15 protein-coding genes are annotated in these 19,128 nt (G+C 74.4%); 10 read left to right on the top strand and 5 right to left on the bottom strand.

What is annotated here, in order from left to right; all coding sequences use genetic code 11:
* Positions 1-216 precede the first annotated feature (216 nt).
* Genes AB0398_RS33245 through AB0398_RS33265 form a run of 5 tightly spaced genes read left to right on the top strand, consistent with a single transcriptional unit; the run spans position 217 to position 5,648 of the window.
* A complete protein-coding gene (locus AB0398_RS33245) occupies positions 217-1,716 on the top strand; it encodes a CoA-acylating methylmalonate-semialdehyde dehydrogenase (protein WP_366379402.1) in 1,500 nt (499 codons plus the stop codon).
* Positions 1,717-1,733: 17 nt separating this feature from the next.
* Complete coding sequence (locus AB0398_RS33250; protein ID WP_366379403.1) at positions 1,734-2,870, top strand: acyl-CoA dehydrogenase family protein; 1,137 nt, start codon at positions 1,734-1,736, stop codon at positions 2,868-2,870.
* The gene (locus AB0398_RS33255; protein WP_366379404.1) at positions 2,867-3,952 is read left to right on the top strand and encodes an enoyl-CoA hydratase/isomerase family protein; all 1,086 of its coding nucleotides are present in this window, start codon (positions 2,867-2,869) and stop codon (positions 3,950-3,952) included. The genes AB0398_RS33250 and AB0398_RS33255 overlap by 4 nt, the downstream gene beginning before the upstream one ends.
* Complete coding sequence (gene mmsB / locus AB0398_RS33260) at positions 3,949-4,878, top strand: 3-hydroxyisobutyrate dehydrogenase (protein ID WP_366379426.1); 930 nt, start codon at positions 3,949-3,951, stop codon at positions 4,876-4,878. Before AB0398_RS33255 ends, mmsB begins: the two co-directional genes overlap by 4 nt.
* Positions 4,875-5,648 (top strand): enoyl-CoA hydratase, encoded by a 774-nt coding sequence (locus AB0398_RS33265; protein ID WP_366379405.1) that lies wholly within the window; start codon positions 4,875-4,877, stop codon positions 5,646-5,648. The genes mmsB and AB0398_RS33265 overlap by 4 nt, the downstream gene beginning before the upstream one ends.
* 57 nt (positions 5,649-5,705) lie before the next feature.
* On the opposite strand, the gene alaS is transcribed toward AB0398_RS33265, so the two are convergent.
* Both alaS and tsaD read right to left on the bottom strand, forming a co-directional pair.
* A complete protein-coding gene (gene alaS / locus AB0398_RS33270) occupies positions 5,706-8,351 on the bottom strand; it encodes an alanine--tRNA ligase (protein ID WP_366379406.1) in 2,646 nt (881 codons plus the stop codon).
* A gap of 52 nt (positions 8,352-8,403) precedes the next feature.
* A complete protein-coding gene (tsaD, locus tag AB0398_RS33275) occupies positions 8,404-9,474 on the bottom strand; it encodes a tRNA (adenosine(37)-N6)-threonylcarbamoyltransferase complex transferase subunit TsaD (protein WP_366379407.1) in 1,071 nt (356 codons plus the stop codon).
* Positions 9,475-9,749: 275 nt separating this feature from the next.
* On the opposite strand from tsaD, the gene AB0398_RS33280 reads away from it, so the two are divergent.
* Together AB0398_RS33280 and AB0398_RS33285 are read left to right on the top strand one after the other, a co-directional pair.
* Complete coding sequence (locus tag AB0398_RS33280) at positions 9,750-10,736, top strand: MBL fold metallo-hydrolase (protein ID WP_366379408.1); 987 nt, start codon at positions 9,750-9,752, stop codon at positions 10,734-10,736.
* Positions 10,737-11,162: 426 nt separating this feature from the next.
* Positions 11,163-11,999: a DUF2071 domain-containing protein gene (locus AB0398_RS33285; protein ID WP_366379409.1), complete on the top strand. Its 837-nt coding sequence runs from the start codon at positions 11,163-11,165 to the stop codon at positions 11,997-11,999.
* Here AB0398_RS33285 and AB0398_RS33290 read toward each other — a convergent pair.
* The 3 genes from AB0398_RS33290 to AB0398_RS33300 form a co-directional block, all read right to left on the bottom strand.
* Complete coding sequence (locus tag AB0398_RS33290; protein WP_366379410.1) at positions 11,962-12,420, bottom strand: SRPBCC family protein; 459 nt, start codon at positions 12,418-12,420, stop codon at positions 11,962-11,964. The genes AB0398_RS33285 and AB0398_RS33290 overlap by 38 nt on opposite strands.
* 136 nt (positions 12,421-12,556) lie before the next feature.
* Positions 12,557-14,623, bottom strand: coding sequence for an NAD-dependent DNA ligase LigA (ligA, locus tag AB0398_RS33295; RefSeq protein ID WP_366379411.1), 2,067 nt, complete (start codon positions 14,621-14,623; stop codon positions 12,557-12,559).
* 143 nt (positions 14,624-14,766) lie between these two features.
* Positions 14,767-15,162 (bottom strand): RidA family protein, encoded by a 396-nt coding sequence (locus tag AB0398_RS33300; RefSeq protein WP_366379412.1) that lies wholly within the window; start codon positions 15,160-15,162, stop codon positions 14,767-14,769.
* Positions 15,163-15,291: 129 nt separating this feature from the next.
* Here AB0398_RS33300 and AB0398_RS33305 point away from each other — a divergent pair, with 129 nt between their 5' ends.
* The 3 genes from AB0398_RS33305 (at position 15,292) to AB0398_RS33315 (ending at position 18,918) form a co-directional block, all read left to right on the top strand.
* Positions 15,292-16,266 carry a WYL domain-containing protein gene (locus AB0398_RS33305; protein WP_366379413.1) on the top strand — a complete coding sequence of 325 codons (975 nt, stop codon included), beginning with the start codon at positions 15,292-15,294 and terminating at the stop codon, positions 16,264-16,266.
* Positions 16,267-16,563: 297 nt separating this feature from the next.
* Positions 16,564-17,430, top strand: a complete 867-nt coding sequence (locus AB0398_RS33310; RefSeq protein ID WP_366379414.1) for a peptidoglycan-binding protein — start codon at positions 16,564-16,566, stop codon at positions 17,428-17,430.
* Between the two features lie 51 nt (positions 17,431-17,481).
* Positions 17,482-18,918, top strand: coding sequence for a choice-of-anchor A family protein (locus AB0398_RS33315; protein ID WP_366379415.1), 1,437 nt, complete (start codon positions 17,482-17,484; stop codon positions 18,916-18,918).
* Positions 18,919-19,128 lie beyond the last annotated feature (210 nt).

A 19,128-nucleotide genomic window follows, 5' to 3' on the forward strand; every position in this document is an offset into this window, starting at 1 on the left:
CCAGTATCGGGGCGACCCTCCGCCTTGCGATCGCACGCACCGGACACCGCCGGGCCTGCCCTTCGGGCAGACGACGCCACTTTCGACACACGCCCCAGCTCTTCGGCGGCCCCGCGCCGCCCTGTCCCACGGCGTTCCCGCACGACCGCACCCACCCGGTGCGACCGGCGGTCCGCCGTGCCGTCCCCGGATCCGACCTGACGAGAGCAGGCCCCCATGGTCCGTGAACTCACCCATTTCATCGGCGGGAAGCACACCGCCGGCACGTCCGGCCTCTTCGGCGACGTGTACGACCCCAACACCGGCACCGTCCGGGCCCGCGTCCCGCTCGCGGGCCGCGCCGACACCGAGCACGCGATCGCGGACGCGGTCGCCGCCCAGCGGGAGTGGGGCGCCTGGAACCCGCAGCGGCGCGCCCGCGTCCTGCTGCGGTTCCTCCAGCTCGTCGAGGACGAGCGCGACGCGCTGGCGAGGCTGCTGTCGGCCGAGCACGGCAAGACCGTCGCGGACGCCCACGGCGATCTCCAACGCGGCTTGGAGGTAGTGGAGTTCGCCGCCGGCATTCCGCATCTCCTCAAGGGGGAGTTCACCGACAACGCCGGAACGGGCATCGACGTGCACTCCCTGCGCAGCCCGCTCGGCGTCGTCGCCGGCATCACCCCGTTCAACTTCCCCGCGATGATCCCGCTGTGGCAGGCCGCGCCCGCCCTCGCCTGCGGCAACGCCTTCATCCTCAAGCCGTCCGAACGCGACCCCTCCGTACCGCTCCGGCTCGCGGAGCTGTTCCTGGAGGCGGGGCTCCCGGCCGGCGTCCTCAACGTCGTCAACGGCGGCGAGGAGGCCGTCACCACCCTCCTCGAAGACCCCCGCGTACAGGCCCTCGGCTTCGTCGGGTCCACCCCGATCGCCGCGCACATCTACGCGACGGCCGCCGCCCACGGCAAGCGCGCCCAGTGCTTCGGCGGCGCCAAGAACCACATGATCGTGATGCCCGACGCCGACCTCGACCAGGCCGTCGACGCCCTGGTGGGGGCCGGTTACGGCTCGGCGGGCGAGCGCTGCATGGCGATCTCCGTCGCCGTGCCCGTCGGCGAGGAGACCGCCGACCGGCTGGTGGCCGCCCTGAAGGAGCGCGTCGCCGCCCTCCGGATCGGCCGCTCCGACGACCCGGAGGCCGACTTCGGGCCGCTGGTGAGCCGGGACGCCCTGGAACGGGTCACCCGCTACGTCGACATCGGCGTGGAGGAGGGCGCCGAACTCGTCGTCGACGGGCGCGGCTTCACCCTGCCGGGCCACGAGGACGGCTTCTTCGCGGGCGCCTCGCTCTTCGACCGGGTCACCCCGGAGATGCGGATCCACCGCGAGGAGATCTTCGGCCCGGCGCTGTGCGTCGTGCGCGCCGCCGACTTCGAGGAGGCGCTGCGGCTGCCCAGCGAGCACGCGTACGGGAACGGCGTCGCCGTCTTCACCCGGGACGGCGACACCGCCCGCGAGTTCGCGCGCCGGGTCGACACCGGCATGGTCGGCGTCAACGTCCCGATCCCGGTCCCCGTGGCGTACCACACCTTCGGCGGCTGGAAGGCGTCCGGGTTCGGCGATCTGAACCAGCACGGGCCCGACTCGATCCGCTTCTACACCCGCACCAAGACCGTCACCTCGCGCTGGCCCTCCGGGGTCAAGGAGGGCGCGAGCTTCACCATGCCGACGATGGGGTGAGCGGAGTGGCCACCAGCATGCTCACGAAGGACCAGCTCGCCCTGGCGGAGGTCACCCTCGACTTCGCGCAGGAGCAGCTGAGCCCGCACGCCGTCGCCTGGGACCGGGACAAGCACTTCCCGGTCGACGTCCTGCGCAGGGCCGCGGGGCTCGGCCTCGGCGGCGTCTACGTCCGTGAGGAGCACGGCGGTTCGGGTCTCGGCCGGGTCGACGGCGTCCTCGTCTTCGAGGCCCTGGCCACCGGCTGCCCCTCCATCGCCGGGTACCTCTCCATCCACAACATGGTCGCCTGGATGATCGACCGGTACGGGGACGAGGGCCAGCGCGGGCGCTGGCTCCCGGACCTGTGCTCGGCCCGCCGGCTCGGCAGCTACTGCCTGACCGAGCCCGGGGCCGGCTCCGACGCCGCCGCCCTGCGCACCCGGGCCGAACGGGTCGGCGACGACTACGTCCTGACGGGGGTGAAGCAGTTCGTCTCCGGGGCGGGCGCCTCCGGCGTGTACGTCGTCATGGCCCGTACGGGCGCCGAGGGCCCCGGCGGGATCACCGCCTTCGTCGTCGAGCGCGACGACCCGGGCGTCTCCTTCGGCGCCGACGAACGGAAGATGGGCTGGAACGCGCAGCCCACCCGGCAGGTCGTCCTCGACGGGGTGCGGATCCCCGCCGACCGGCGCCTCGGCGCCGAGGGCGAGGGCTTCCGCATCGCCATGAACGGGCTCAACGGCGGCCGTCTCGGCATCGCCGCCTGCTCGCTCGGCGGCGCGCAGAGCGCCCTGGACCGCAGCCTGGCGCACCTCGCGGACCGGGAGGCCTTCGGGGCCCGGCTCCTCGACGCGCAGGCGCTCCAGTTCCGGCTCACGGACATGGCCACCGAACTGGCCGCCGCCCGCGCGCTGGTGCGGCAGGCGGCGGACGCCCTGGACCGGGGCGACCCGCAGGCCCCGCGGCTGTGCGCGATGGCCAAGCGGTTCGCCACCGACACCGGGTACGCGGTCGCCGACCGGGCGCTCCAGCTCCACGGCGGCTACGGCTACCTGAACGAGTACGGCATCGAGAAGATCGTCCGCGATCTGCGGGTGCACCGGATCCTGGAAGGAACGAACGAGATCATGCAGGTCATCGTCGCCCGGGGACTCACGGAGGCGCTGCGGTGAGCGCCGAGGACCCCGGTTCCGGGGACGACATCCTCCTCCGCACCGAGGGGCGGGCCGGGTACCTCACCCTGAACCGTCCGAAGGCGCTCAACGCGCTCACCCACGCGATGGTGCTCCGCATCGACGAGGCCCTGACCGCGTGGGAGCACGACCCGGCCGTGGAGACGGTCGTGATCCGGGGAGCGGGCGAGCGCGGCCTGTGCGCGGGCGGCGACATCCGCGCCATCCACGAGGACGCCCGGACGGGCGGGACGGCGTCGGCGGACTTCTGGCGGGACGAGTACCGGCTCAACGCCCGGATCGCCCGCTACCCCAAGCCGTACGTCGCCCTCATGGACGGCATCGTCATGGGCGGCGGCGTCGGCGTCTCCGCCCACGGCACGGTCCGCGTCGTCGCCGAACGCTCCCGGGTCGCCATGCCCGAGACCGGCATCGGCTTCGTCCCCGACGTCGGCGGCACATACCTCCTCGGTCTCGCGCCGGGCGAGCTGGGCGTCCACCTCGCCCTGACCGGCGCCGTCGTCGGCGCGGCCGACGCGCTGCTGTGCGGGCTCGCGGACCACTTCGTCCCCTCCGAGCGGCTCCCGGAGCTGGCCGACGACCTCGCGCGGACCTCCGTCCACGGCGCCCTCGCCCGGCACGTCCAGACGCCCCCGCCGGGCGGGCTGGCCAGCGCCCGGGAGTGGATCGACCCCTGCTGCGCGGCGGACACCGTGGAGGAGATCCACGCCCGGCTGCTCGACAGCGGCGTCCCGGCCGCGAAGCAGACCGCCGACCTGCTCCTGGCCAAGTCCCCGACCGCGCTCAAGGTGACCCTGGCCTCGGTGCGCCGGGCGCGGCGGCTCGGCCCGCTGGAACGGGTCCTGGAGCAGGAGTACCGCGTCTCCTGCGCCGCCCTGGCCTCCCCCGACCTGATGGAGGGCATCCGGGCCCAGGTGATCGACAAGGACCGCACCCCCCGCTGGTCCCCCGCGACGCTCGCCGAGGTGGGCGCGGCGGACGTGGACCGGTTCTTCGCCCCGCTCGGCGACCGCGAACTGCGGCTCGCCGGGCCCGCATCCTCCCAGGAGGTCCCGTGGTGACCCGTACCGTCGCCTTCGTCGGGCTCGGCCGCATGGGCGGGCCGATGGCCGCCAACCTCGTCAGGGCCGGACACCGCGTCCTCGGGTACGACGTGGTGCCGGAGTCCGTGGCCACCGCCGCCGCCTCCGGGGTGGAGCCCGCCGGGTCCGCGGCCGGGGCCGCGGCGGAGGCGGACGCCGTGATCACCATGCTGCCGACCGGCCGGCACGTCCTGGACCTCTACGGAGAGCAGGGCCTGCTCGCCGCGGCACGGCCCGGCACGCTGTTCGTCGACTGCTCCACCATCGACGTGGCCGACGCCCGCGCCGCGCACGGGGCGGCCCGCGCCGCCGGGCACCGGGCGCTCGACGCGCCCGTGTCCGGCGGGGTGATGGGGGCGGAGGCCGGGACGCTCACCTTCATGGCGGGCGGCGGCGCGGAGGAGTTCGCGGAGGCCGAGCCGCTCCTGTCGGCCATGGGCCGGAAGGTCGTGCGCTGCGGGGCGGCCGGGGCCGGGCAGGCGGCGAAGATCTGCAACAACATGATCCTCGGGATCTCGATGATCGGCGTCAGCGAGGCGTTCGTCCTCGCCGAGAGCCTGGGCCTGGACCACCAGGCGCTGTACGACGTGGCGTCCACCGCGTCCGGGCAGTGCTGGGCGCTCACCGTCAACTGCCCGGTGCCGGGACCGGTGCCGGGCAGCCCGGCGAACCGCGCCTACGCACCGGGCTTCGCGGCGCCCCTGATGGCCAAGGACCTGAACCTCGCCGCCGACGCCCTGCGGGCCGGCGGCGTGGACGCTCAACTCGGTTTGAAAGCAGCCGAGTTGTACTCAGCCTTCGCGGAGGGGGAGGGCGCCGGCCTGGACTTCTCGGCGATCTTACGGACGATCCGGGCGTCCAAGGCGGCCACGGAGGAAACGGCTACGGACGGAACGGCCCCATGACCTACGAGACCATCCTGGTCGAGCGCAAGGACCGCGTCGCGCTCGTCACCCTCAACCGCCCCGAGGCCCTCAACGCCCTGAACCTCCGGGTGATGGAGGAGGTCGTGGCGGCCGTCGAGGAGCTGGACCGGGACCCCGGCGTGGGCTGCGTCGTCCTGACCGGGTCGGAGAAGGCGTTCGCCGCGGGCGCCGACATCAAGGAGATGCGCCCGCGGAGCTACATGGACATGTACCTCTCCGACTGGTTCACGGTCTGGGACCGGCTCGGACAGGTCCGTACGCCCACGGTCGCGGCGGTCGCCGGGTACGCGCTGGGCGGCGGCTGCGAGCTGGCGATGCTCTGCGACGTCCTGCTGGCCGCCGACACGGCGGTCTTCGGGCAGCCGGAGATCAGGCTCGGGGTGATCCCCGGCATCGGCGGCTCCCAGCGGCTGACCCGGGCCGTCGGCAAGGCGAAGGCCATGGAGCTGTGCCTGACCGGCCGGACCATGGACGCCGCCGAGGCCGAGCGGGCCGGGCTGGTGTCCCGGATCGTGCCGGCGGACCAGCTCCTCGCCGAGGCGTGGAAGGTCGCCGGCACGGTGGCGGCGATGTCCAAGCCGGTCGCGATGATGGCGAAGGAGTCCGTGAACCGCGCCTTCGAGACCACGCTCGCCGAGGGCGTGCGCTTCGAACGGCGCCTGTTCCACGCGGTGTTCGCCACGGAGGACCAGAAGGAGGGTATGTCCGCGTTCGTGGAGAAGCGTCCTCCGGGGTTCGTCCACGGCTGATCCGGAGGGCCCGAGGGGGGTGGGTGACGAGGCGTCACCCACCCCCCTCCTGCCGGTTCAGCCGCCGGCCACGACCCGGGGCAGGTCCGCCAGGATCGCGGCCAGGTCTCCGGCGGGGACGCCTCCGCCCTGGGCGATCTCCGGCGAGCCGCCGCCCCGGCCGCCGAGGAGCTGCTTGACGGTCGCGGAGGCGTTGCGGCCTGCCTCGCGGGCGGGGGCGTTGACGGTCAGGACGAGTCCGCCCGAGGAGGTGGCGACGGCCACCACGCCGGGGCGGGCGTGCGGGAGGCGGTCGCGGACCGCGAGGGCGAGCGCGCGGGCCTCGTCGGCGGCGCCGTCGACGGTCGCGGTGACGACCAGCGCGTCCCCCGCCTCGACGGCCCCTCCGGCGAGTTCGGCGGCGCGGGAGGCCGTGGCCGCGGCCTTGAGGCGGGCGTTCTCGCGGTCGACGGCCTTGAGCCGGTCGAGGAGGCCGGCGATCTTCTCGGGGAGTTCGGCGCGGGGCGCGTTGAGCTGTTCGGCGATCCGGCCCACGAGGTCGCGCTCGCGGGCGAGGTAGCCGAAGCCCTCGATGCCGACGGCCGCCTCCAGGCGGCGCATGCCGGCGCCGACGGAGGACTCGGCGGTGAGGGCGACCGTGCCGATCTGGGAGGCGTGGTCGACGTGGGTGCCGCCGCACAGTTCGCGCGACCAGGGGCCGCCGATCTCGACGACCCGGACCTTCTCCCCGTACGTCTCGTCGAAGAGGGCGAGCGCGCCGAGCTCCTTGGCCTCGGGCAGGGTCGTCCAGCGGACGCCGACGGGCAGGTCGCGGCGCAGGGCCCGGTTGGCGGCCTCCTCGACCTCGCTCCGGACGGCCGGGGAGAGGGCGCCGCGCCAGGGGAAGTCGAGGCGGAGGTAGCCGGGCCGGTTGTAGGAGCCGGACTGGAGGGCGGTGGGGCCGAGGACCTCGCGCAGGGCGGCGTGCAGGACGTGGGTGCCGGAGTGGGCCTGGCGGGCGCCGAGGCGCCACTCGGGGTCGACGGCGGCGTGCACGGTGTCGTCGACGGCCAGTTCGCCCGCCGTGATCCTGATCCGGTGGACGACGAGGCCGGGCAGGGGCCGCTGGACGTCGACGGCCTCGGCCTCGGCCGAGGCCCCGGAGAGCAGACCCGCGTCGCTGTCCTGGCCGCCGGACTCGGCGTAGAAGGGGGTGCGGTCGAGGACGGCGGTGACGAGGTCGCCGGTGCGGGCCACGGGGACGGGGCCCTCGGCGCCGAGGAGGGCGAGGACGCGGGACTCGGTGGTGAGGGTGTCCCAGGCGCGCCAGTCGGTGGGGCCGTGCGCGTCCAGGACGGTGCGGAGGGCGGCGGTGTCCGCCGTGCCGCCGGACTTGCGGGCGCGGGCGTCGGCGCGGGCCCGCTCGCGCTGCTCGTTCATGAGGGCGGTGAAGCCCTCGCGGTCGACCTCGACGTCCTGTTCGGCGGCCATCTCCAGGGTGAGGTCGATGGGGAAGCCGTAGGTGTCGTGGAGGAGGAAGGCCTGCGCGCCGGGCAGCGAGCGCCCGCCGTCCGCCTTCACCCCGGCGACGGCGGTGTCCAGGACGGTGGTGCCCTGCTTGAGGGTGGCGCGGAAGGCGTCCTCCTCGCCGTACGCCTGGTCGGAGATCCGGGCGTAGGACTCGACGACCTCGGGGTAGCTGGGGGCCATGCAGTCGCGGGCGACGGGCAGCAGTTCGGGCAGGGCGGGGTCCTGGAAGCCGAGCTGGCGCATGGAGCGGACCGAGCGGCGCAGGATGCGGCGCAGGACGTAGCCGCGGCCCTCGTTGCCGGGGGCGGTGCCGTCGGCGAGGAGCATGAGCGCGGTGCGGACGTGGTCGGCGACCACGCGGAGCCGTACGTCGGCCCGCTCGTCGTCGCCGTAGCGGACCCCGGCGAGTGCGGCGGCCCGGTCGAGGACCGGGCGGGTCTCGTCGATCTCGTAGAGGTTGTCGACGCCCTGGAGGAGGGTGGCCATCCGCTCCAGGCCCATGCCGGTGTCGATGTTGCGGCGGGGCAGTTCGCCGAGGATCGGATAGCCGCTCTTGCCGGGGCCCTCGCCGCGCTCGTACTGCATGAAGACGAGGTTCCAGAACTCCATGTAGCGGTCCTCGTCGACCGCCGGGCCGCCCTCGCGGCCGAGGGACGGGCCGCGGTCGTAGTACAGCTCGGAGCAGGGCCCGCAGGGGCCGGGGACGCCCATGGACCAGAAGTTGTCCTCGTCGCCGCGCGCCACGATCCGCTCGTCGGGCAGGCCGGCGACCTCGCGCCAGATGCCGCGGGCGTCGGTGTCGGAGTGGTGGACGGTCACCCAGATCTTCTCGGGGTCGAGTCCGTACCCGCCCTCGGTCCACGGCTTGGTGGACAGGTCCCAGGCGAAGGCGATGGCCTCCTCCTTGAAGTAGTCCCCGAAGGAGAAGTTGCCGTTCATCTGGAAGAAGGAGCCGTGCCGGGTGGTCTTCCCGACCTCCTCGATGTCCAGGGTCCGCACGCACTTCTGCACGCTCGTGGCCCGCTGCCACAGGGGAGCCGCCTCGCCGGTGAAGTACGGCTTGAAGGGGACCATGCCGGCGTTGACGAACAGCAGGGTGGGGTCGGGGGTGGGCAGCGGCGCGCTGGGCACCACGGTGTGTCCCCGGGCGGCGAAGTAGTCGAGGAAGCGCTGGCGGATGTCGGCGGTACGCAAGGTTCTCACTGCTTCCGGTGGGGGACGATCGGGTTCCGGTGGAGGGCGACGGTCAGGCGACGCGGGCGGAGGGGGCGGGGAGCGGGGTCAGGGAGGCGTACTCCAGGGGTGCGGAGGGGTCGATGGACACGTCCAGCGGGGCGGGCTCCGCCTCCGAGCGTACGAGGAGGTCGCCGACGGCGGCGATCATGGCGCCGTTGTCGGTGCACAGCGTCATCGGCGGGACACGCAGTTCGACCCCGGCGGCGGCGCAGCGCTGCTCGGTGAGGGCGCGGACGCGGGAGTTCGCGGCGACGCCGCCGACCACGACCAGCGTCTTGACGTCGTACGCCTTGCAGGCGGCGAGGGCCTTGCGGCTGAGGACGTCGGCGACGGCCTCCTGGAGCGCGGCGGCGCCGTCGGCGACGGGCAGATCGACGCCCTGGGCCCGGTGCTTCTCCACCCAGCGGGCGGCGGCCGTCTTGAGGCCGGAGAAGGAGAAGGCGTACGGATCGTCACCGGGCCGCGCGAGGGGGCGGGGAAAGTCCACGGCGCGCGGGTTCCCGTCCCGGGCGGCCCGGTCGATGGCCGGACCTCCCGGATAGGACAGGCCCATGATGCGGGCCACCTTGTCGAAGCACTCCCCCGCCGCGTCGTCCAGGGTGTCGCCCAGGTGCAGGATCGGCTCGCGGACCAGGTCCCGGACCAGGAGCAGGGAGGTGTGGCCGCCGGAGACGATCAGGACGACGCAGGGGCTGGGCAGCGGGCCGTGCTCCAGGGTGTCGGCGGCGACGTGCCCGGCGAGGTGGTGCACGCCGTACAGCGGCACCCCGGCGGCGTAGGCCAGCGTCTTCGCCCCGGCCAGGCCGACCTGGAGGGCGCCGGAGAGGCCGGGTCCGGTGGTCACGGCGACCGCGTCGATCTGGCCCAGCCGCAGCCCCGCCTGATCGAGCGCTTCCCGGACGACGGGATTGAAGGAGTGCAGGTGCGCCCGGGCGGCGATCTCGGGCACGACCCCGCCGAAGCGGGCGTGCTCGTCCATGCTGGTCGCGACGACGTGCGCGAGCAGCTTCCCGTCCCGCACGATCCCCGCCCCGGTCTCGTCGCACGAGGACTCGATCCCGAGGACTACTGGTCCGCCCACCGCTTCACTCCTTCTGCACTGTTTCCGCAACTGCAATATATGTGCAACAAGGGGGGTGGGGACGAATGAGCCGGAGTTCCCGCAGGCCCGGGGCCCGGTGAGGTCCGGTGAGGTCCGGTGAGGTCCGGTGAGGTCCGGTGACATGATGATCGTCGCGGGTGGGTGGCCGCGGCCGGTGGACCCGTACCGCCGCCCACACGTCGTCCGTGACGTCCGTCGGCTGCCATCGGAGGAGAGCACGTGGAAGACCGGATACGGCCGGAAGGGGCCGGACGGTGAGCGCGCGACAGGCCCCGCCCCCGCTGCCCTCCTGGGTCACCTGGTGGCAGCGGCCCTTCCCCGACGCCAGCACGCTGCTGCTCCACGGGCGGCGGCCGGCCCTGGTCGACTCCGGTTTCACGGGGCACGCCGAGGAGACCGCCGACTGGGTCCGCGAGCGGGCCGGGGAGGTCGAGCTCGTCGTGAACACCCACTGGCACTCCGACCACGTCGGCGGCAACGCCCTCCTCCAGGCGCGGGGCGCGGGCGTCGCCGCCGGGGCGCCGGAGGCCGAGGCGATCGCGCGCCGGGACCCGGGGTGCTGCGCGGCGGAGTACCTGGACCAGCCGGTGGCCCCGTACACGGTCGACGTGTCGCTCGACGACGGGCAGGTGCTCCGGCTCGGCGACGCCGACTGGGAGGTCGTCCGCACGCCCGGTCACACGCCGGGCCACCTGGCCCTGTGGCAGCCGGACGAGGGGCTGCTCGTGGTCGGGGACGCGCTTTCGGACTACGACGTCGGCTGGGTGAACCTCGCCCTCGACGGCCCCGGGGCGGCCGCCACCGCGCTCGCCTCCCTCCAGCGGATGGCCGACCTCGGCCCGCGCGTGGTCCTGCCGTCCCACGGTCCGGTCCCCGCCGATCCGGCCGCCGCCTTCGCCGCCGCCCTGCGCCGGGCGCGGCGCCTCGTCGACGACCCCGCCGGAGCCGTGTGGTACGGCGCCCGCCGGATCTTCGCGTTCGCCCTGATGATCCGCGACGGCGTCCCGGCCGGCGAGGTCGAGCCCTATCTGCAGGCCAGGGCCTGGCTGACCGACGCGGCCCGCCTCCTGGACGTCGCTCCGGAGGCACTGGCCACCGAGCTGGTCACGTCCATGCTCGGCAGCGGCGCGGTCGTCCTGCGGGACGGGCGCCTGCACGCGTCCGCCGAGCACACCCCCGTACCGGCCGGGTCGCTGCGGGTGCCGTACCCGCGCGCGTGGCCGGGTCCGGAGCCGCGCTGACGGCCGCCGCACGCTCCGGCCCGGTGGCGGAGTCGGTCTGTTCCGCGAGGCGGCTGCCGTCCCGGGTGAAGAGGGTCTCGGCGACGACGGTCCCGTCGTCGGCGTGCCGTCGCCCGGCGGTGCTGCGGCCGAGTGGGTCGTGGCGGTAGGTCCACCGGGTGCCGTCGGGTGTGGTGCAGGCGGTCGACCGGTCGGCCGTGTTCCCCTCGTAGCGCCAGACGTCCGGCTTGCGGGACATCCGCTTCCTGCGCCGCTCGACGACACGGCCGCCCGTGTCGCAGGTGTGGCGAAGGGCGCCGGCGGATTCCGGTCGGTTGCCGTCGTACGCCTGTCGGCCGCGGGGCTCGGGGTGCGGTGCCTTGGAGGAACCCGGTTCCGCACTCCCGCCGCTTCCCCCGGCCGCCCGTCCCGCCGGATACTTCTGCGATGCCGCAGACGCCACCCGCCCCGGAGCCCGAGCCCGTGTCGGCCGAGCCTCCGTCCCGTACGCACCGCACGCTGCTCACCCAGTCCTGGCTGGACCTGGCGTTCCTGCACTGGCCGGTGGAGCCCGCGGAGGTGGCGCCGCTGCTGCCGGCCGGGACCGTGCCCGACACCCTCGACGGGGTCACGTACGTGGGGCTCGTCGCCTTCCGGATGCACCGCGTCGGGTGGTTCCGGCTGCCGGGGCTGCCCTATCTCGGGACCTTCCCCGAGACCAACGTGCGGCTGTACTCCGTGGACGCCCACGGGCGCCGGGGCGTCGTCTTCCGGTCCCTCGACGCGTCCCGGCTGGTCCCCGTGGCCGTGGGGCGGTGGGCCTTCCGCATCCCGTACGTGTGGTCGCGGATGTCCGTCCGGTACGACGGTACGACCGTCGCGTACGAGAGCAGCCGACGGTGGCCCGGGCCGCGCGGGGCGCGCAGTTCGATCGCCGTGGAGGTCGGGGAGCCGGTCGGGGAGCCCACCGCGCTCGAACACTTCCTGACCGCCCGCTGGGGCATGCACAGCTCGTTCCGCGGGCGCCCGCTCTATCTGCCCAACACCCATCCCCGCTGGCCGCTGCACCGGGCCCGGCTGCTCCACTGCGACGAGACGCTGCTCGCGGCCGCCGGTCTCCGCCGGCCGCTCGGGGAGCCCGTCAGCGTGCTCTACTCGCCGGGCGTGCCGGTGCGGTTCGGCGCTCCGCCCCGGCTCCCGGCCGGGGTCTCCGTGCCGCGTCCCCGGCCGGGCGGGGGCAGGGCCGTCAGCGGGGAGGGATCGCCGCCTCGGCCGCTGCCCTGATCCGGGCGCCGAAGGCGTCGGCGTCCTTGCGGACGGCGGCGAGCGCGAGGCCGACGAGGAGCTTGCCGATGCCGTGGCCCTCCAGGACGTTGAAGATGCGGACCCGCGTCCCTCCGTTCGGGAGGGGCTCCAGGTCGTAGCCGCCCTCGCGGGCCGTCACGCTGTTCTTCGAGACCTCGGCCCACCGGATCCGCGTCGGGGCTTCGAGGGCGGTGACGCGGAACTCCCGCGCGGACTTCATCCCGGCGTCCTTGACGGTGCTCCGGAAGACCGTGCCCACGGCGGTCGGGCCCTCGGGGACCCGGTCGATCCGCAGGACCCTGGGGCTGAACTGCGGGTCGTTGCGCCCGTCGGCGAGGTACGCGAACACGTCCTCGACCGGCCGGTCGATCTCGGTCGTCGCTTCGAACTGTCCTGACACGGGTCTCCTCCGGTCGGCCGGGCCGTGCCCCTCCCCCGCGTCGTGCCTCCGGTCCGGTCGCGACGGCACCACGACCCTATGCGGGCTCCGGGCCGTCCGCACGGCGAGCGGCGTGCGGGAGGGGGCCGGCCCCGGCTCAGTCCAGGTAGTCGGCGACCAGGGTCGCGAAGTCCTCCGGGGTGAGGACCTCGACGCCCGCCTCCTGCGCCTTGACCGCCTTGGAGCTCGGCTTGCCGCCGGCCGTCGGGGCGGCGACCAGGAAGGCGGTCCGGGAGTTGACGGCGCTGCCCATCCGGCCGCCGGCCTTCTCGATGAGGGCGCCCATCTCGGAGCGTCCCCAGCCCTCCAGGGGGCCGGTCATCTTCCCGGTCACGACGACGGTCCTCCCGCTCAGCGGCCCCTCGACGACGTCCTCCGCGCGCTCCGGCCGCGGCTCGGTCATGCCGACGCCGGCCGCGATCAGCTTGTCGATCACCGGGGCGAGCGCGGCGACCTGCTCGACGACGACCGGGGCCTTCTCCGGACCTATGCCCTCGACGTCCTGGAGGGTGTCGGCGTCGGCCGCGCGGATGGCCTCCATCGTGCCGAAGTGGGCGGCGATGCGCCGGGACATGCTGCGGCCGGTGCCGGGGATGCCGAGGGCGCAGAAGACGCGGCTCAGCGGGCGGGTCTTGGCGAGGCGGATCTGCTCGGCCAGTCTGGCACCGCGCTTGGCGCTGCCGGAGGCGGTGGTGAGCTGCTCCTCCGTGAGGGTGAACAGGTCGGCGACGTCACCGACGTCGCCGGAGGCGATCAGCGCGTCGACGTACTTCCTGCCGAGGCCGTCGATGTCGAGGATGTCGCGCCCCGCGGCGTACTCGATGAGCGGGGCGAGCGCGCAGGCGGTGCCCTTCGCGCAGCGCCACCGCTCCTGGCTCTTGTCGATCCCGCCGCCGCAGTGGGGGCACTCGTGGGGCAGCGGGACGGGGGCGGCGTCCTGCGGGCGGAGCTCGACGACGGCCGCCTGGACGCGCGGGATGATGTCGCCCGCTTTGTGGACCGTCACGGTGTCGCCGATGTGGAGGTCGCGCCGGAGGATGTCGGCCGGGTTGTGGAGGGTGGCGCGGGTGACCGTGGAGCCGTCGAGCTCCACCGGGGCGAGCACCGCGGTGGGGGCGAGCACGCCCGTGCGGCCGACCTCCCAGAACACGTCCTGGAGGACGGTCTGCCGTTCGACGGCGGGCAGCTTGTAGGCGACGGCCCAGTAGGGGAAGCGGGTGCCGAAGCCGGCCGTGGCCTGCTCGGTGGCGCTGTCGGCCTTGACGACGACGCCGTCGATGCCGAACGGCAGGCCCGCGCGCAGCGCGGCGATCGCGTCGACCTTCTCCTGCGCCTCGGCGAGCGTGGCGACCGTGTACAGCCCGGCCGGGGTGTCCGCCGTGGTCCGCACGCCCGCCCGCGCGACGGCGGCGAGGGTCTCGGCGTGGCCGGCGCCGGCGGGCAGGAAGGGCACGCCGTCCAGTTCGACGGCGCCGTACGCCCAGAAGGTCATGGCGAGGCGGTACGGGCGGTCCTTCGCCCGCAGGGTGCCGGCCGTCCCGTTACGCGGGTTGGCGAAGACGCCGGCGCCGTGCGCGGCCCGCGTCTCGTTCGCCGCCTCGAACTGCTCCTGGGTGAAGAGGACTTCGCCCCGCGCCTCGAAGGTGGCGGGCACGGGCAGTTGCTCGGGGAGGCCCACGACGGTGCCGATGACGTGGCTGACGTCCTCGCCGTGGGTGCCGTCGCCGCGCGTGATGATCCGCACGAGCCGGCCGTCGCGGTAGCGGGCGGCGACGGCCGCGCCGTCCATCTTCGGCTCGACGGTGAACCCGCCCGCCGGCTCGTGCCCCAGGCGGCGCCGGAGCGACGCGCCCCAGGCGACGAGCTGTTCGGGTGCGAAGACGTTGTCGAGGCTGAGGAGGCGCGAGGTGTGGGCGACGTCGCCCGCGGGGGCGGCGCCGTCGGCGACCTGGTCCGTGGGCGAGTCCGGGACGGCCTCGTCGGGGTGCTCCGCCTCCCAGTCCAGCACCGCCAGGCGCAGCCGGTCGTACGCGGCGTCGTCCATGAGGCTGTAACCCGCCCCGTAATAGGTGCGGGAGGCCTCGCGCAGGCGCTGGACGGCGGCCTCGTACGCGGCGCGGCCGGACATGCTGAAAGACGCCTCGACGGCGGAGATGTTCGTCATGGGAACATCCTTGCCCATGGGTCTGACAACGCCCCGGGGCGTCGTCATGGGGCGTTGCCGCGTGGTCCGCCGCACAAGTCGGATACCGCCGCGCGATCTCCTCCCCCGGAACGGGACCCGCCGGGAAGCGCGGCGGAGTCGCCTCACGCCACGGCGGTCCCCTCCAACTCGACCAGCTGGCCGGGGATCGCCAGTCGCGTCACCCCGAGCATCGTGCTGGTCGGCGCCACCCCGGCGGCGCCCAACCGGGCCGCCAGCACGCCGTAGTGCGGGAAGAGCAGGTCGACGTCGGTGGTGTAGACGTTGAGGCGGACGAGGTTCGCGAGGGTCATGCCGGCTCCGGCGAGCACGGCCTCCAGGTTGTCGACGCTCAGCGCCAGCTGCGCCGCCATGTCGCCCTCGTGCTCGGGCTTCCCCTCGGCACTCGTCGCGGTCTGCCCCGAGACGTACAGGGTCCGTGAGTGTCCGGAGACGACCTCGCCCTGGTTGAAGCCGATCTCCTGCGACCAGGTCACCGGGTTGATCGCCGTTCGTTCCATCGCCACATCAGCTCTTTCCGGTAGGAGGGCACGCGCCGGCGGCCCGGCGGGCGCCGGCCTTCGCGTCGTGATGACGAGCCTTCCGGGAATACGTGACACCCTCCGTCATGTATTCGGTACGGTTCCCTGATGCGCGCGGATCGGCTGGTCTCCCTGGTGCTCCTGCTGCGCCGGCACGGCCGGCTGACCGCGGACGCGCTGGCCCGCGAGCTGGAGGTGTCCACCCGTACCGTGCTCCGCGACATCGAGGCGCTGTCCACGGCCGGCGTCCCGGTCTACGCCGAGCGCGGCCGGCACGGCGGTTTCGCGCTGCTGCCCGGCTTCCGGACCGAGCTGACCGGTCTGAACCACGACGAGACCCTCGCCCTGCTCGCGGCCGGATCGGGACGCGGCGAGCAGGTGTTCGGCCTGGGGCCGGCACTCGCCTCGGCCCTGCGGAAGGTGGTCGACGCGCTGCCCGAGGGCCACCGGGCCACGGCGGACGACGCGGCCCGGCGCTTCCTCGTCGACCCGGAGACCGACCTGCTCTCCCGCCGGCTGGTCACCGAGGAGGTGCCCGGCACCACGATGGGCGTGGTCCGGCGCGCCGTGCTCGCCGGGCACAGGCTGCGCATCCACTACGCGGCCACGGGCCAGGAGCCGAGTTGGCGCACGGTGGACCCGATCGGCCTGGTCACCGTGCGCGACCGGGCCTATCTGCTGGCCACGCGGTCGGGCGAGGACCGCACCTACCGGCTGTCGCGGGTGCTGACGGCCGAGGAACTGCCCGAAACGGCGCAGCGGCCGGACCGGGTCGACCTGGACCGGATCTGGCGGGAGCGCTCCGCGCGGTTCCTCTCCGGCGGTGACCACTTCGCCGTGCTGGTGCGGATGGACCCGGCACGGCGGGAGGAACTCCTCGACACCGCGCTCGCCGTGCGCGCGGAAGAGCCGGACGCGGACGGGTGGTTGCGGCTGGAGGTGACCTTCCAGGACTTCCGGCACGCCGTGTGGGCGCTGTGGCGGCTCGGCACGGACGCGGAGGCCCTGACCCCGCCGTCGCTGCGCGCCTCCCTGCGTGACCGCGCCGCCGAACTGGTCTCCCGCTACGGGGATCCGTCCTGAGGAGAGCGCCGGGACGGCTCGTACCGCCGTCCGGGATGCCGTTCGAGACGGTCCGCGCCGCCGTCCGGAACGGTCCGCGGCACCACCCGGGAAGGCCGTCGGCGGCGCTCGGAAGGGCGGCGGCGTCACTTTCCCCTGTGACCTGCGTCACGCATTAAAAGTCCTTTAAGAAACAAGGTCTCAGAAAGCCCATTCTGGGCTGTTTTGAGGCCAGTTGACGCTTGCTTTGAACAGCGATCAATATCTCCACGACTTCACCACACCCTCCCTCGGCTTCACCTCATCTGGAGCACTTCGATGCGCAACAGGGCTGCCCCGAACACGGCCGTCACCTCCGGCACCCACGAGCCGACGGGCGCGGAACACCGGGGTGACCGGGTCTTCGGGAAGGTCGCGGAGCCGGACCGGAACGGCACGGGGGCGCGGGGGCAGGACATCGAGCTCTTCGACGTGACCGCCCGACTGCCGAAGGTCCCCGCCCGGGACACGGCGGCGCCCGCCCACGCGTCACGACGGTCCCGGCGCGCCCGCGCGACGGCTCCGGTGTGGCGGTCCATGCCGCTTCCCCTGATGCTCGCTGGCGCGCTCTCCGCGGGGATCGGCGCCGCGGTGGCGGTGTGGGTCTCCGCCGAGCCCGACTCCGTACCGGCGTCGCACCCGTCCCTCTCGCTCCCCGTCCTCGCGACGCACGTCCCGGCCCCCGCCCGTGACACCGCCTCCGACACGCCCCCGCCCCCCGCGGCGAGCACCGCGCGGACGACGCCCTCCGCCTCGGCCCCGGCCCGCCCCTCCGCCTCCGGGACCCCCACCCCCGGCACCACCGCGACCTCCCCCACGCCCTCCCCCACCCGCGCGGCCACCGCCTCCCCCGTGACCGCCCCGACGCCCACGCCGTCCTCGTCGCACCGCCACCACCGCCCCTCGCGCCCCGGCCGGGACGAGGGCGGGCGGGACGAGGTCCGGCGGGGAAGCACCGGTCCCGAGGTCGTCGACCTCCAACGGCGGCTCCAGCGGCTCCGGTTGTACGTCGGTCCGGCCGACGGGGTCTTCGGCGGGTCCGTGGAGGCGGCCCTGCGCCGCTACCAGGCGTCCCGGTACATCCCGCAGGAGGACGGGACCTACGGCCCGCTCACCCGCGCCGTGCTGCGGGCCGAGACCGACTGAAACAGCCTCCGCCCCCACCCCTCACAGGAAAATCCAGAAAGGTTCACGCACATGAGCGACACCGGAAGAGCACGCACGCGGCTGAGCAGCGCCGTGGCCGTCGCACTCGTCCTCGGCCTCACCACCGCGGGCAACGCCCTGGCCGTGCCCTCCGCCCCCGCCACGGGGACCGCCCGGACGTGTCCGGCCCCCGGCCAGGAGCCCCGGATCGGTCACGAGCCGCGGTTCCTCGACGCCAACGTGGCGCTCTACACCGGCGGCGACTACACCGCCGACGGCGCGACCGCCGAGGCCGAGGGCCTGCTCGTCGTCGGCGGGAACGCCACCTTCGCCAAGGGGTCCGGCGGCACCTTCAACGTGGGCCGCGTCGGCGCCGGTTCCGGCATCCTGCCCGACTCCGGAGCGGTCATGCTCTCCGTGGGCGGGAACCTGACGATCGCCGGGGGCACGCGGATCGACGTCGGCCACGGCCTCACGGCCGGCCCCCGCTACGGCGGCGCGGTCCGCGTCGGCGGGAAGATCGACGACCGGGGCGAACTGGAGACGAACGGCGGCAGCCGCGCCTCGGGGCTGGGCGCGCGGGGCGCCCTCACCCCGTACGACACCTTCGGCGACACCGTACGGGGCGAGTCGGCGTCCCTGGGTGCGCTGAAGCCCACGGGCACGAGCGTGCGTTCGGGCGGCACGGTCACCTTCACGGGCGGCGGTTCCGGCGGTCCGCAGGTGTTCGAGATCTCCGCCGAGAAGCTCGACGGCGCCTCGTCCTTCGACTTCCGGTCGATCCCCGAGGGGGCGTCGGTCGTGGTGAACGTGACGGGCGGCGGGGCGGTCGGCGTCTCCCCGCTGTCCGCCGCGTTCAACGGCGAGCGCGTGGACGTGTACGACTCGGCGCGCTTCGGCGAGGCCGCGTCCCGGATCCTCTACAACTTCGAGGCGTCCCCGTCGCTCACCCTCGGCGGCGGCGGGAACTTCATGGGTTCGATCCTCGCGCCCAAGGCGTCCGCCGACCTGACGGCCAGCACGAACGGCCGCGTCTACGTCGGCGGCGACCTGCGGACCCACGGCTCGGGCAACGAGACCCACAACTACCCGTGGAACGGCTCCTCCACCTTCTCCTGCAAGCCGACGCCGGGCGGTCCGGGCACCACGCCCGCGCCGACTCCGACAACCACGGTGCCCGGGACCGAGCCCTCCGCCCCGACGCCCTCCGCTACGCCTCCGACCGGCGGAGTCACCACCCCCGGCGCCCCGGAGACGACGGCGCCGGGGACCTCGGAGCCCTCCGCCCCGCCCACCGAGGACGCCTCCGAGCCCGCCGTGCCGGGCACGACGGCGCCGTCGCCGTCCTCGACCGACGACGGCGGCGGCTCGCTCGCGACCACGGGGGCGCGGTTCACCCCGTACGCGGTGGCCGCCGGTGTCCTCGGGGCCGTCGGCGCCGGGATCCTGGTGCTCACCCGTCGTCGCCGGGCCACGGGCCGGCACTGATCCCGGCCCCGTCCGCTCCGGAGGACGGGTTTCCCCCTCCGGAGCGGACGGACACCGGGCTGCGGACGGACGGCGGGGCGGATTATCGGCCACTCCTGACATCGGGTCGGGCAGGGTTTCCACGCCCCGATCGGGCGCCCCGCTCCCCCTTTCGGGCGAGGCGAACCCGCGGGAACAGGGCGAAGACGGAGGGGACGGGGCCATTCCGGT

Origin of the sequence: Streptomyces sp. NPDC086147 (genome assembly GCF_040702165.1) — a bacterium.
Classification (GTDB): domain Bacteria; phylum Actinomycetota; class Actinomycetes; order Streptomycetales; family Streptomycetaceae; genus Streptomyces.